Raw genomic sequence first — 13636 nt, 5'->3', positions numbered from 1 at the left:
TTGTGGCTGGTCGCGCAGTTCCCCACCGGCCTTCGGCCGGGGGTACCCCCAGCGCCCCTTTGGGGCGCCTTGGGCCTCAGTCCTCGTTCAGGTCCGGCCGGCCGTTCTCGTCCAGCTCCACGTCCTCCTTCGGGTCGTGCTCGTCGGTCGGGGTGGCGGCCACCGTGGCGTGGTGCTGGGCCGGGGCGACCGTCAGGGTCGTGGCCCGGGCGGTGCCCAGGGCCGTGGTCACGGCGGCTGCGGCCAGAGCAAGGGCCGCAGCGGTGCGCAGGGTGAGTTTCATGCCCCGGAAACGATCTTGAGAAGGGCGTGGTCACCGTCGTACGGCCGAACGGGCCGCCGGCGCCGCCGTACTCGCCCGCTCCACCAGCCTGGTCGACAGCTCCGTCCGGGTGCCCTCCGGGCGGTCCCCGTGCATCATCCGCACGAGCAGCCGCAGCGCCGTCGCCGCCATCTCCGAGAGCGGCTGGCGGACCGTGGTCAGCGCCGGGGTGCCCCAGCGGGCCTCGGGCAGGTCGTCGAAGCCGACCACGCTGATGTCGTCCGGCACCCGCAGCCCGCGCTCGGCCAGCGCGGCGTACACCCCGAGCGCCATCCGGTCCGAGCAGACGAACACGGCGGTCGGCGGCTCCGGCAGGTCCAGCAGTTCGTGCATACGGTGCCGGGCGGTGTCCTCGTCGAAGCCCGCGTGCCGGACGTACTCGCCGCGCGGGCGCTGCCCCGCCGAGGTGAGTGCCGAGCGGTAGCCGGACACCCGGGCGCCGCTGCACATCCGGCGCCGGTTGCCGGCGATCACCGCGATCCGCTCGTGGCCGAGCGCGAGCAGGTGCTCGGTCGCGGTGACCCCGCCCTGCCAGTTCGCCGCCCCGACGGAGACCACGCCGACCGGGGGTTCCTGGACCGGGTCGATCAGTACGTACGGGATACGGTGGTGCTCCAGCCAGGCATACTGCGCCTGCGTCAGCTCGGCCAGGTTGAACAGCACCCCGGAGGAACCGCGCGCGGTGAGCTTGTCCAGCCAGCCGCGCTCCGGGCGGCCGGCCCGCGTCCGGGCCGGCCCCGCCGACAGGATGACCTCCAGCCCCGCCTCGTACGCCGCCTCCTCCACCCCGTGCAGCACCGCGCCCGACCACGAGCTGTCGAGCGTCTGCACGACCAGGTCGATCAGGGTGGGGGCCTTCGTCGCGTCGAAGCGGGGTCGGCGGACGTAGCCGAGCCGTTCGAGGGCCTCGGTGACCCGGCGGCGGGTCTCGGGGGCCACGTCGTCACGGCCGTTCACCACCTTCGACGCGGTCGGTACGGAGACGCCCGCCTCGCGGGCCACCACCGCCAGGGTCGGACCGGCCGCCGCCACGCTCGTACCTCCGGCACGGACCATGGGGAACCCGCCTCTCCGGCCCGCCTTTGGGCCAACGAAAGTAACGAAAGTTGCGACCAACGCTGCTTCCGCGGTCTGCGTGCAAGCCGTGCAGTAAGCGCTTCCTACGATAGGTGCGCGTCAACACGGCGTGAAGACCTGGGAATTCGCGGGATCTTCGCGGGCGGGACTTTCGAAACTTCGAACAGGACGGGTCGGAGTTTGCGGGGTTATGCCGGTGTGCAGGTGACTCGGAAGTCCGTGAAGTCCGCGGTGAAGGAGGCGCCGACGAGGTCCACGGCGTGGATGGCGGCCATGGCGCCGGTGAAGCGGAGGCGGGTGCCGTGGTCGTCGGAGAGGCGGGTGAAGTCGAGGGGCGGGCCGATGGGGTGGCAGGGGCCGTTGGCCGCGTACCAGAAGCGGGCGTCGGCGCGGTGCACCGTGACGCCGAGGGTGAGGGGGCTGGTGGCGTCGACTTCCTGTACGGCTGCGCGGCGGGTCTCTGTCTCGTCCCGGGTGGTCAGGGCGAGCACGGTTCGGCCCGCGTCCTGCCACTGCTGGCCGTGCTGCGATTCGCCTTCAGGTTCTGTCCAGGTGAGGTCCAGGGCGTAGTAGGCCGAGGTGTTGTACCAGAGGAGCAGGCCGGCGGACTGGGTGAAGGTGGTGGGAGCTGCCTGGAGGGTCACCCGGGCCTCGGTGTGGTGTTCGGTGATGCGGCGGCCCAGGAGGTGGTGGGACCAGAGGGAGTCGGGGCCGTGGTGGCCGCGGAGGCGTAGCCAGCCGGGGCGGGTGGTGTCGTCCGTCCAGTTCGGGGCTGCTGGGGAGCGGAGGGTGTAGTAGGGGGGTGCGTTGTCGGGTGCGGCGCGGTGGGGGCTGGTCGCGCCCACGCGGCGGTAGCCGCATGTTGAATGCAGCCCCGCGCCCCTGACGGGGCGCCTGTGCTGGGGCGTCTCGACGGTGACCGCCGGACGAGGATCCCCGTGCCCGAGTCTCGGCCAGCCGTCCGCGTCCCACGTCACCGCCTGGATCGCCGTCTCGCGGCCGAGTGGGCACCGTAGGCCCTCTGGCGTCTTCAGGGGGCGTGCCGTGAGGTGGCTCAGGAACCACTCGCCCTCCGGTGTTTCCACCAACTCCGCATGCCCCGCCTTCTGCAACGGCCACTCCGGGTCGTCCCTCGACGTCAGCAGTGGCCGTTCGTCGAGTTCGTACGGGCCCGTCAGCTTCCTGCTGCGGGCCACCCGCACCCCGTGCTCGAACCCCGTCCCGCCCTCCGCCAGGACCAGGACGTACCAGCCGTTCCGCTTCAGCAGCTTGGGGCCCTCGATCAGCCGGTCCTGCTGGAGGAGGAGGTGGGTGGTGCCCACGGGGGTGAGCGTCTCCCGGTCCAGTTCCGTGGCGACGATCCCGGCGAAGCGTCGGCCGCCGGGGCGATGGTCGTTCTGGAGGTTGAGGACCCAGACGTGGCCGCCCTCGTGGAAGAGTGCGGGGTCGAAGCCGTGGCTCGGGACGCGGCGCGGGGGGCTCCAGGGGCCGGACACGTCCGGGGCCGTACTGATGTAGGTGTCCAGGTCGAAGTACGGGGTGCCGACCGAGCGGACGACCGAGTAGACCACCCAGAAGCGCTCCCCGTCCCAGCTCAGCGAAGGGGCCCAGATGCCGCCCGAGTCGGGGACGCCGGCCAGCGAGTCGCCGGGGGCCGCGCCCTCGACGTGGCCCGCGTACTCCCAGTGCGCCAGGTCGCGGGAGCGGTGGATCGGGATCGTCGGGAACCACTCGAAGGAGCTGTTCGCCAGGTAGTACCAGTCACCGGCGCGGACCAGGGAGGGGTCGGGGGCGAAGCCGCGGAGCACCGGGTTGTGGAGCCGGGTCACTTGAGGGCTCCCAGGGTGACGCCGGTACGCCAGTAGCGGCGCATCGCGATCATCATGATCGCCATCGGGACGATGGACAGGAGCGCGCCGGTGAGGACCAGGCTCGTCAGGTCGACGCCCGATTCCAGACGTTTGCCGGACCAGTTGTACAGGCCCAGGTTGAGCGTCCAGTTCTGTTCGCCGCGGAGCACGGTGAGGGGGAGGAAGAAGGCGTTCCAGGTGTTCACGAAGGCCAGGAGGAAGACCGTGGCGCCGCCGGTCGTCATCATGCGCAGGACGATCGAGAAGAAGATGCGTACCTCGCCGGCGCCGTCTATCCGGGCCGCTTCGAGGAGTTCGTACGGGACCGTGGCCTCGGTGTAGACCTTCGCCAGGTAGACGCTGAACGGGTTGATCAGGCAGGGGATCAGCATCGCCCAGGGGGTGTCCACCAGGCCGATCTTGGAGAACAGCAGATACAACGGCAGTGTCAGCAGGGCGATCGGTACCAGGAAGGAGCCGACCACGCACGCGAACACCAGGCCGCGGCCGGGGAACCGGAAGCGGGCGAGGCCGTAGCCGGTGGCGAGGGCGATGAGCGTGCCGCCGAGGGAGCCGACTCCGGCGTAGAGGAAGGAGTTGGCGGTCCAGCGCAGGAAGATGCCGTTCTCGTAGGTGAACAGCTGGTGCAGGTTGTCCCAGAGGTGCCAGCCGGAGAACCAGAGGCCGTTGCTCTGGTAGAGGGCGGTGCGGTCCTTCGTCGCGGCGACGATCAGCCACCAGACCGGGAAGAGGCTGTACGCGCTCGCCAGGGCCAGGCCGACGAGGAGGAAACGCTGTCCGCCCCGGGAACGGGCCGCCGGGTCGGGCCTGGTGATACGGCGGACGGGGTTCGTCCTCGGGCGCTCCTCGGTGAGTGCCATCAGTCGGCCTCCTTCGCGGTCAGCCGATAGAAGAGGAAGGAGGCGACGCCGAGGATCAGGGCCAGCAGGACCGAAAGGGCGGCCGCGTAGTGGTAGTTGCCCGCGTTGAAGGCCTGGTTGTAGATGACCATGATCGGGGTGAAGCTGTCGCCGACCGTCTGGGGTGTCACGTTCCGGAACAGCGCGGGCTCGTTGAAGATCTGGAGCATCTGGATGATCGACAGCATGCCGGTGAGGACCAACGCGCCCCGGACGTAGGGGACTTTGATGCTCAGGGCGATGCGGGACTCGGAGGCGCCGTCCAGCCGGGCCGCCTCGAAGAGTTCGCGCGGGACGCCTTGCAGCGCCGAGTAGATGATCACCATGTTGTAGCCGATGCCGTGCCAGGTGAGCAGGTTGCCGATGGACGGCCACACCATCGACGGCGCGAAGAAGTTCCAGTCCAGGCCGAACGCCTTGCCCAGGGGGGTGAGGGGGCCGACGTCCGGGCTGTAGAGGTTGATCCAGACGATCGCCGCGACCACGCCCGGGATCATGTACGGGACCAGGAGCAGGATGCGGAAACGGCCCGCCGCCCGCGACGTCAGCGTGTCCAGGAAGAGCGCGAGGAGCAGGCTGATCAGCAGCATCACGGGGATCTGCACGCAGGCGAAGACGAGCACGCGCAGGACCGAGTCGAGGAACGCCGGGTCCGTCAGGCCCTGCCGGTAGTTGGCGAGGCCCGAGAACCTGTCGGAGGTGCCGCCGAGGCCCAGGCCGGAGGACTGGGAGCGGTACAGCGACTCGTGGACGGCGTAACCGATCGGGATCAGGTAGAGGAAGACGAAACCTAGCTGGAAGGGCACCGTGAACGCGGCGCCCTTCCAGCGCTGGGAGCGGACCATCCGTGCGCCGCCTCAGCCCTTGACGCTGATGCCGCGGGACTTGAGGTCGTCGACCGTCCACTGCTGCATGTGGGCGAGGAGGTCGGTGACCTTCTGCTGCTTGGTGACCACCTTCGCCCAGCCGCTCTGCAACTCCGTGAACATGGCCGTCCAATCGGGGCCGAAGGCCCAGTCCGTGGTGACCGTGTTCAGACTGTCGGCGACCACCTTCTTCGCCGGGTCGTAGTTCGTACCGAGGAGCTTCTGCGAGATCGCCTCGTCGACATAGGCGCTGCTGTCGGCGAGCGCGGGCATCACCCCGTTGCCGGTGGTCGGGCTGGCCATCGTCTTCACCGCGCCGGAGTCGGTGGACATCCACAACGCGGCCTCCGCGGCCTGCTGCTGGTGTGCGCACTGCTTGGTGACGAGGGTGACGCTGCCGGTGAGGTTGGTGCCGGCCGGGGTCTTCGCGGCCTCGCCGGTGAAGGCGGGCCAGGGGGCGAGGGCCCACTTGCCGAAGGACTTGGTGAAGTTCTGCACCATGCCGGCCATCTGCCAGGTGGAGATCTGCCGGGTCGCGGTGCCGCCTACGTCGTAGTTGCGCTGTACGGCCGCGTAGTCGGCGAACGACAGCTTGGAGTCCAGGTCGTCGTCGATGATCTGCTGGATCACGTCGGCGGCCTTGAGGGTGCCCGCGTCCTGGAAGTCGACCTTCCAGGAGTTGCCGTCGATCGCGTACCAGTGGGCGCCGGCCTGCATCGCGAGCACTTCGAGCGTGCTGGGGTCCTCGCCCGCGTAGTTGGTGATCTTGATGCCGTGCTTCTTCAGGACCTCGCCGGCCGCGATGAACTCGTCCCAGGTGGTGGGGGCCTTGAGGCCGTACTTCTGGAAGATGTCGGTGCGGTAGATCGTGAAGTTCGGCGCGGAGCTGGTGGGGACGCCGTACAGCCTGCCCTGGACCTGCGCGGCCGACCAGGAGCCGGAGTTGAACCTGCCCTTGGCCGAGCCGACGTACTTCGTGATGTCGGCGAGGGCGCCCTGGGCGACCCAGCTCGTGACGTACTCGGCGGTGTTCTGCACGAGACAGGGCGCGTTGCCCGCCTTCACCGCGTTGGTGAGCTGCTTCTGCATGGTCAGCTGGTCGGTGACCTTCGTGTACTTCAGCCGGACGCCCTTGTGGGAGGCGTTGAACGCCTTCACCACGGCCTCCTGGCCGTTCGCCCAGCCCCAGAAGGGCAGCGTGACCGGGCCGGAGGCCGCGTCGGAGCCGCCGGAGCCGGAGCCCGATCCGCCGCAGGCGGAGAGCAGACCTGTCAGCGCGAGGCCCGCGATCGCGGCGCGGACCAACCTGGTGGAGTTCATTGGTGCTCTCCTTCGTGGATACCCCCGGCTTTAACTGGGGGAGGAAGCGAAGTTCCCGCGGAGCGGTCCAGGGAAGTCGGAATCGCCGCCAGGGCGACTTGGCGTCTGCTGGCCACCAGCCCAAACCTCGGGCTCACACAGGATCTGATAGAATGTGAGGTGTGACGCAGCAGGTCAAGCGGGCTTTCAAGTACCGCATTTACCCCTCCGACGAGCAGGCAGCGGAGCTGTCGCGCACGTTCGGTTGCGTCCGCCTCGTGTACAACAGGGCGCTGGAGGAGCGCACCCGCGCTTGGTACGGCGAGCAGCGACGGATCTCCTATGTGCAGTCGTCCGCCGCGCTCACCCAATGGAAGAAAAGCGAGGAACTCGCCTTCCTGGCCGAGGTGTCCTCCGTCCCGCTCCAGCAGGCGCTGCGCCCTCTTCAGAGCGCGTTCGCCGGCTTCTTCGCCAGGCGCGCCAAATACCCGCGCTTCAAGTCCAGGAAGAAGACCCGTGCGTCGGCCGAGTACACCCGCAGCGCCTTCACCTGGCGTGACGGGAAGCTGACCCTGGCCAAGATGGCCGGACCACTGGACATCCGCTGGTCGCGCCCTCTGCCCGAGGGTGCGGAGCCGACCACGGTGACTGTATCCCGCGACAGCGCGGGCCGCTGGTTCGTGTCCCTGCTCTGCGAGGACTCCATCCCCTCGCCACCCGCCGCCAATGCGGCGGTCGCCATTGACGCCGGGATTTCCTCCCTGGTGACCCTGTCCACCGGAGAAAAGATCGCCAACCCAAGGCACGAGCGACGGGACCGTGCCCGATTGGCCAGGGCGCAGCGGGAGTTGTCCCGCAAGGTCAAGGGTTCCGTGAACCGGGAGAAAGCCCGGCATCGCGTCGCCAAAGTGCACGCGCGGATCGCCGACCGGCGCCGCGACTTCCTGCATAAGCTGTCGACTCGTCTCGTCCGTGAGAACCAAACGGTCGTGATCGAGGACCTCACCGTCCGCAACCTGCTGAAGAACGGCAGGCTCGCGCGCGCCATCTCCGATGCGTCGTGGACGGAACTCCGCTCCATGCTGGAGTACAAGTGCGCCTGGTATGGGCGCGAACTCGTCGTGATCGACCGCTGGTTCCCAAGCTCGAAGCTGTGTGGGGCCTGCGGCACGGTCCGCGAGCAGCTGCCGCTGAACGTCCGCGAGTGGACGTGCGACCACTGCGGCACCGTACATGATCGCGATACGAATGCGGCACACAACATCCTGGCCGCCGGGCTGGCGGCGTCTGCCTGTGGAGACGGTGTAAGACCTCAACGGGAGTCCTCCCGGACGGGGCGGTCGTCAGCGAAGCAGGAACCCCAGCGGGCGACCGCTGGAATCCCCCGCCTGTAGGCGAGGAAAAGTCAACAGACCGTGTTCCTTCGGAGGTTGGTGCTCTGGGGGAGAGGGCGGCGGCTCGGCAGTACCTTAGAAACCGGTTTCCACGGGACAGTAGGACGGCTCTACCGCTCCCAGCAAGGGGTATGAGCCGGAATCTTTCGACGTGTGACGGGCCGAACGGTCCGTGCGCAGCAACCGGTGCGCATGAACAACCGGTTGCCGCCGAAGGGTTTTCGAAAGTGCGCCACGCCTCTTGACGATGCTCTCGCACGGGTTGAAGCTCCCCTCACCGCTCATGGCAACCGGTTGCCTAACCGAGTCGACGCCCCGTAACCCCCGAGCAGAGAGTGAGCAGTCCATGCAGAGGCATGCCCGTGCCCCGGTCGGCCGGCGCCGCTTCCTCGCGCTGGGGCGGCACCGCAGTCGGCGCGGCCGCCCTCGGCGGCTGTGCCCTTCAGGTGTCCGGCAGCGTCGGCGGCCCGGGCGAGACCGTCACGGTGATGGCGAAGCCCGACGACATCTCGACACCTCATCAAGCAGGCGCAGCGCGACCTGGGCGTCAGGATCAACACGGTGCTCTACAGCACCAGCAAGCTGATCGCGATGATGACCAACGGCACCCCGCCCGACCTGGTGCGCGGAGTCGGTGCCGTGGACGCCCCCTACTTCGCGGCCCGGGGTGTGATGGAGAACCTGGATCCCTACTTCGCGAGGAGCACCGTCCTCAGGCCGGCCGACCTGGACCCGGTCAACGACCTGTGGCGCTACGACGGCCGTACCCAGGGCAGGGGCCCGCGCTACGGCATGGCGAAGGACTTCTCCCAGGACTCCATGTACTGGTACAACACCGCGCTCTTCGACCGGGCAGGCGTCGACTACCCGCCGGAACTGGAACCGGTCACCTTCGACGGGTGGCTGGACACGGCCAAGCGGCTCACCCGGCGCAGGAACGGCCGTCGTCCCCATCCTGCTGATCTTCCTGATCGCCCAGCGCGGTTTCGTCGCCGGGATGTCCACGACCGGCCTGAAATAGCCCACTGTCGCAAGGAGTCACGCATGAACACGCCCCTGTCCCGCCGTACGGCCCTCCAGGCGGCCGGCGCCACCGCCCTCGCCGCCGGTCTGACCGGTCTGACGGCCACGGCGGCCCGGGCCGACGCCTCCGGCAACCACTCCGCCCCCAAGCTGGTGACCTACCCCCGCCCGGCCACCATGCCCACGAACACCGGCTTCAGGGTGAGAGTGCGCACCGCCCCCGACGGCGACTGGCAGACCCTGGACATCTGGCGGCCCCAGCTGGAGGAGATCAACGCCACCACCGGATCCGGCAAGGTCTACAGCACGTCGATGGTGTACTTCGACTTCCGGGGCTCCGTCGAGATCGAGGTCACGTACCTCAAGGGCGGGACCACCAAGGCCAGGATCCGCCCGGACGCGCTCGGCATCACACCCGAACTCGGCGGCGACACCCTGGTGTTCACCCTGGACGAGCCGAGGGACGTCGTCGTCCAGATCAACGACGAGATCTTCGACTGCCTGCATGTCGTCACCAACCACGTCGACTGCGATCCGCCGTCCCCCGACGACCCCGACGTCATCTACTTCGGTCCCGGTGTGCACTCCGTCCCCGGCAACGTGCTGACCGTGCCCAGCGGCAAGACCGTCTACCTGGCCGGCGGCGCCGTCCTGACCGCCCAGGTCTACTTCAAGGACGTCGAGAGGGCCGGCCTGACCGGACGCGGGGTCCTCTACAACAACCCGGGCGGTGCCATCCTCAGCGAGGGCAGCAGGAACATCCGGGTCGAGGACGTCATCATCCTCAACCCGGCCGGCTACGCGGGCACCTTCGCCGAGAGCCGGAACGTCCATGTGAAGAAGGCCCGCGCTTTCAGCTCGAAGGGCAACGGAGACGGCTTCGACGTCTTCTCCTCCACGGGGGTCACCTTCGACGGCTGCTTCATGCGCAACTCCGACGACTGCATCGCGATCTACTGCCACCGCTGGAACTACTACGGCGACACCCGCGACGTCACCGTCCAGAACTGCACCCTGTGGGCCGACGTCGCCCACCCGGTCAACGTCGGCACCCACGGCAACACCGACGCCCCCGAGACGATCGAGAACCTGCTCATCAGGAACATCGACGTCCTCGACCACCGAGAGCCGCAGATGAACTACCAGGGCTGCATCGCCCTCAACCCGGGCGACTCCAACCTCATCAAGAACGTCCGTATCGAGGACGTCCGCATCGAGGACTTCCGCTGGGGCCAGGTCATCTACATGAAGGTGATGTTCAACCCGAAGTACAACACCTCGGTCGGCCGCGGCATCCAGGACGTCTACGTCAAGAACCTCACCTACACCGGCACCCGTGCGAACCCCTCGCTCTTCCTCGGCTACGACGCCGACCACGCCATCACGAACGTCACCTTCGAGAACCTGGTGATCAACGGCCTGGTCGTCGCCGACTCGATGAAGAAGCCGACCTGGTACTACACCACCGACGAGATCCAGTGGTTCTACAACGAGCACGTGACGAACCTGAAGTTCCTCACCACCGCCGAGGCCGAGGCGGCCACCGCGTCATGAGCCTGCCCGCCACCAGCCGCCGGGGCTTCCTCGGCGGCACGGCGGCCCTGCTGCTGGCGTCGGGTACGAGCGGTCTGCTCGTGCCCGGCACCGCGGCGGCCGTCGAGACCGACACCGGTACCGGAGCCTTCGTCCACCCCGGCCTCCTGCACACCTCCGCCGACCTCGCCCGGATGAGGGCGGCGGTCGCGGCCGGGCAATCACCCGTCCACGACGGCTACCTGGCCCTCGCCGCCCACGCCCGCTCGCAGTCGACGTATCCGATCCAGAACACCGGCCAGATCACCTCCTGGGGGCGCGGCCCCGCCAACTTCCAGAACCAGGCCGTCGCCGACTCGGCCGCCGCCTACCAGAACGCCCTGCTGTGGGCCGTCACCGGCGACCGCGCCCACGCCGACAAGGCCCGCGACATCCTCAACTCCTGGTCGGCCTCCCTCACCGTCGTCACCGGCGCCGACGGCCCGCTCGGCGCCGGCCTGCAGGGCTTCAAGTTCGCCAACGCGGCCGAACTCCTGCGCCACACGGGCTACGACGGCTGGACGGACGCCGACATCGCCCGCTGCGAGGCCTCCTTCCTCGACGTCTGGTATCCGGCCGTCTCCGGCTACATGCTCTACGCCAACGGCAACTGGGACCTGACCGCCGTGCAGACCGTCCTCGCCATCGGCGTCTTCTGCGAGGAACGCACCCTCTTCGAGGACGCCCTGCGCTTCGCCGCCGCCGGCGCGGGCAACGGCAGCGTCCGCCACCGCGTCGTCACCGACGCCGGGCAGGGGCAGGAGTCCGGACGCGACCAGGGCCACGAACAGCTCGCGGTGGGCCTCCTGGGCGACGCGGCCCAGGTCGCCTGGAACCAGGGCGTCGACCTCTGGGCGTACGACGGCAACCGCATGCTCGCCAACGCCGAGTACGCCGCCCGCTACAACCTCGGCGGCGACGTCCCCTTCACCCCCGACCTCGACCGCACCGGCAAGTACCTCAAGCAGACGGTCTCGGCGGTCTCACGCGGCAGCCTCCCGCCGATCTACGAGATGTACTACGCCCACTACGCGGGCGTCCGCGGCCTGGAAACCCCGTACACGCGAGCCGCCGTCTTCCGCGGCACCGGCGGGGCCCGGGTCGTCGAGGGCAGCAACGACGACCTGCCGAGCTGGGGCACCTTCGCCTACGCCGGTGCGACGCCGTCCGCGGCGAGCGCGCCGACCCCGCCCGCCGGTGTCACGGCGGTGGGGGAGGACGGGGCCGTGACCGTGACCTGGCTGCCGTCGGCCTGGGCCGACTCCTACACGGTGCTGCGGGCGAGCGCCGCGGACGGCCGTTACGAGGAGATCGCGTCCGGGATCGCACGGCCGGCGTACACCGACCTGGGCGTGCACGCCGGACGGACCTACTACTACACGGTCACCGCCGCCAACTCCATCGACAGGAGCGGGAGTTCCGCGTGGGCGGCGGCCTGCGCAGGTCTCCCTCTTCCCTGGGCGACCCAGGACGTCGGGGAGGTGCGGATCCCCGGCTCCGCGGCCTTCGACGGCGAGCGTTTCGTCCTGGAGGCGAGCGGCACCGACGACACCCACCGCCTCGTCCACCTGCCACTGCGCGGCGACGGCACGGTCACCGCGCGGATCGTGTGGCCGCTCAGCTCGCAGTACTCCAAGATCGGTGTCACCGTCCGCGCCTCGCTGGACGCGACCGCCGCGCACGCCTCCATGCTGATCCAGGGACTGCCGCTGCACACCTGGAGCGGGGTGTGGACGGTACGGCCGGCGCGGGGCGCGGAGGTCTCCGCGACCGGGAGCACGCCCGTGCCGCCCTCGCAGCAGCAGGCGATCACGGTGAACGCGGCCTTCCCGCTCTCCGGCCTCGGTGCGCTGCCCGAATCGGCGACCCCCCTGGAGGCGCCCCACGTCGAGGGCGCGGGCGACGGCTACCGGCTGCGGGCGCCCTACTGGGTGCGCGTGACCCGGACGGGCCCACGCTGCACGGGCGCCATCTCGCCCGACGGTGTCCACTGGACAGAAGTCGGCTCCACCGACGTCGACCTGGGGAGGACCGCGTACGCGGGTCTGACGCTCACCTCCTGTCTCGGCGTCGACGAGGACTACGCGGAGACCGGCACCGGTGCCTTCGACAACGTCAGCGTGACCTCCCCGTCCGGCGCGGTGTGGTGTGTGCCGCGCCCCGCCCGCCCCGCCACCGACCTGCGCGCCGTCACCGGCACCGACGCCGTCGAGCTGGCCTGGAGCGACCCGGACCCGTCCGCGCGTTACACGGTGCTGCGCGCGACCCGGGCCGACGGCCCGTACCGGACTCTGGCCACCGGCGTCGGCCCGGTCGGCTTCGGCACCCGTGTCCGGTACGCCGACGCGACCGGGACACCGGGCACGACGTACCACTACCAGGTCGCGAAGACCAGCACCGCAGGCCGCGGCCCGCGCTCGGTGCCGGCCGCGGCCGCCATGCCGACCCCGACACCGCCCCGGCTCACCTCCGCCACCACCGCGTTCGCCAACCAGGGCGTCGGTTTCCGGCAGCTCCTGCGGGCCGCGCACGAGCCCGTGCTGTTCACGGCGGACGGACTGCCCGACGGGCTGCGGATCGACCGGCGGACCGGTCTGGTCTCCGGAACCCCCGCCGAGAAGGGCGAGTTCACGGTCACGACCACCGCGGCCAACGCCTCCGGGACCACCACCGGCACCCTCGCCCTCACGGTCGGCACCGCGCCGCCCGATCCGTGGACGTACGGGGACCTCGGCGACACCGTGCTCGACGACCGCGCCTTCGGGACGCTGGGTGTGGTCGCGATCACCACGCCGGGCAGTACGTCCTACGACGACGGCGCCTTCACCGTGCGGGGCGCGGGCGTCGACCTGAACGCCAACGGCCAGGGAATGACCGGCCAGTTCGTACGACGGCCCGTCAGCGGCGACTGCGAGATCGCCGCCCGGCTCGTCTCCCGCACCGGCGCGGGCGCCGACCGGGTGGGGCTGCTGATGGCGAAGTCGCTGTCGCCGTTCGACCAGGCCGCCGGAGCCGTCGTGACCGGCGGGACCACCGCACAGCTCATGCTCCGCAGGACCGTGGCCGGCGCCTCCGCCTTCACCGGCGGCGCGGCCGTCATCCTCCCCGCCCTGCTGCGGCTGAAGCGTACCGGGACCGCCTTCAGCGCAGCCCTGTCCACCGACGACGGCGTCACCTGGACCCCCCTCGCCGACGGAGAGATCCCTGCCTTCGGTGACGCCCCCTACTACGTGGGCCTCGTGGTGTGCTCCCGCACCCCGCTCGCCCTCGGCACCGCGCAGTTCGAAGAGGTGAGCGTCGCACTCACCTGAAC

General features: G+C 69.8%; 9 protein-coding genes and 1 pseudogene. 4 read left to right on the top strand and 6 right to left on the bottom strand.

Going from position 1 to position 13636, the window contains the following annotated elements; all coding sequences use genetic code 11:
* Positions 1–76: 76 nt before the first annotated feature.
* The 6 genes from ACZ4UV_RS40535 to ACZ4UV_RS40510 form a co-directional block, all read right to left on the bottom strand.
* Positions 77–283, bottom strand: a complete 207-nt coding sequence (locus tag ACZ4UV_RS40535; RefSeq protein ID WP_390034809.1) for a hypothetical protein — start codon at positions 281–283, stop codon at positions 77–79.
* A 30-nt stretch (positions 284–313) separates the two neighbouring features.
* Positions 314–1378 carry a LacI family DNA-binding transcriptional regulator gene (locus ACZ4UV_RS40530; RefSeq protein WP_390034808.1) on the bottom strand — a complete coding sequence of 355 codons (1065 nt, stop codon included), beginning with the start codon at positions 1376–1378 and terminating at the stop codon, positions 314–316.
* A gap of 209 nt (positions 1379–1587) precedes the next feature.
* Entirely contained in the window at positions 1588–3228 is a 1641-nt protein-coding gene (locus tag ACZ4UV_RS40525) for a glycoside hydrolase family 43 protein (protein WP_467844982.1), read from the bottom strand.
* A complete protein-coding gene (locus ACZ4UV_RS40520) occupies positions 3225–4130 on the bottom strand; it encodes a carbohydrate ABC transporter permease (protein WP_451019758.1) in 906 nt (301 codons plus the stop codon). The genes ACZ4UV_RS40525 and ACZ4UV_RS40520 overlap by 4 nt, the downstream gene beginning before the upstream one ends.
* Positions 4130–5014: a carbohydrate ABC transporter permease gene (locus ACZ4UV_RS40515; RefSeq protein ID WP_451019757.1), complete on the bottom strand. Its 885-nt coding sequence runs from the start codon at positions 5012–5014 to the stop codon at positions 4130–4132. Before ACZ4UV_RS40515 ends, ACZ4UV_RS40520 begins: the two co-directional genes overlap by 1 nt.
* A gap of 12 nt (positions 5015–5026) precedes the next feature.
* Complete coding sequence (locus tag ACZ4UV_RS40510) at positions 5027–6355, bottom strand: ABC transporter substrate-binding protein (protein ID WP_451019756.1); 1329 nt, start codon at positions 6353–6355, stop codon at positions 5027–5029.
* A 161-nt stretch (positions 6356–6516) separates the two neighbouring features.
* Between ACZ4UV_RS40510 and ACZ4UV_RS40505 the strand changes: the two genes are divergently transcribed.
* The 4 genes and pseudogenes from ACZ4UV_RS40505 to ACZ4UV_RS40490 all read left to right on the top strand — a co-directional run bounded on the left by ACZ4UV_RS40505 (position 6517) and on the right by ACZ4UV_RS40490 (position 13634).
* Complete coding sequence (locus ACZ4UV_RS40505; RefSeq protein ID WP_467844979.1) at positions 6517–7728, top strand: RNA-guided endonuclease InsQ/TnpB family protein; 1212 nt, start codon at positions 6517–6519, stop codon at positions 7726–7728.
* Positions 7729–8319: 591 nt separating this feature from the next.
* A pseudogene (locus ACZ4UV_RS40500) lies at positions 8320–8604 on the top strand (extracellular solute-binding protein); the annotation flags it as partial.
* A gap of 168 nt (positions 8605–8772) precedes the next feature.
* Positions 8773–10305, top strand: a complete 1533-nt coding sequence (locus tag ACZ4UV_RS40495; protein ID WP_467845476.1) for a glycosyl hydrolase family 28 protein — start codon at positions 8773–8775, stop codon at positions 10303–10305.
* The gene (locus tag ACZ4UV_RS40490) at positions 10302–13634 is read left to right on the top strand and encodes an alginate lyase family protein (RefSeq protein WP_467844976.1); all 3333 of its coding nucleotides are present in this window, start codon (positions 10302–10304) and stop codon (positions 13632–13634) included. Before ACZ4UV_RS40495 ends, ACZ4UV_RS40490 begins: the two co-directional genes overlap by 4 nt.
* Positions 13635–13636 lie beyond the last annotated feature (2 nt).

Source organism: Streptomyces sp. NPDC028289, from assembly GCF_055565975.1.
Note: the sequence above shows the minus strand (reverse complement) of the source record. Positions and strands in the feature narration are given on the sequence as shown.

Excerpts from the sequence above, each read along its gene's own strand:
- ACZ4UV_RS40530 (WP_390034808.1), bottom strand. The coding sequence starts at position 1,378 with ATGGTCCGTGCCGGAGGTACGAGCGTGGCGGCGGCCGGTCCGACCCTG.
- ACZ4UV_RS40490 (WP_467844976.1), top strand. The coding sequence starts at position 10,302 with ATGAGCCTGCCCGCCACCAGCCGCCGGGGCTTCCTCGGCGGCACGGCG.
- ACZ4UV_RS40510 (WP_451019756.1), bottom strand. The coding sequence starts at position 6,355 with ATGAACTCCACCAGGTTGGTCCGCGCCGCGATCGCGGGCCTCGCGCTG.
- ACZ4UV_RS40535 (WP_390034809.1), bottom strand. The coding sequence starts at position 283 with ATGAAACTCACCCTGCGCACCGCTGCGGCCCTTGCTCTGGCCGCAGCC.
- ACZ4UV_RS40515 (WP_451019757.1), bottom strand. The coding sequence starts at position 5,014 with ATGGTCCGCTCCCAGCGCTGGAAGGGCGCCGCGTTCACGGTGCCCTTC.
- ACZ4UV_RS40520 (WP_451019758.1), bottom strand. The coding sequence starts at position 4,130 with ATGGCACTCACCGAGGAGCGCCCGAGGACGAACCCCGTCCGCCGTATC.
- ACZ4UV_RS40495 (WP_467845476.1), top strand. The coding sequence starts at position 8,773 with ATGAACACGCCCCTGTCCCGCCGTACGGCCCTCCAGGCGGCCGGCGCC.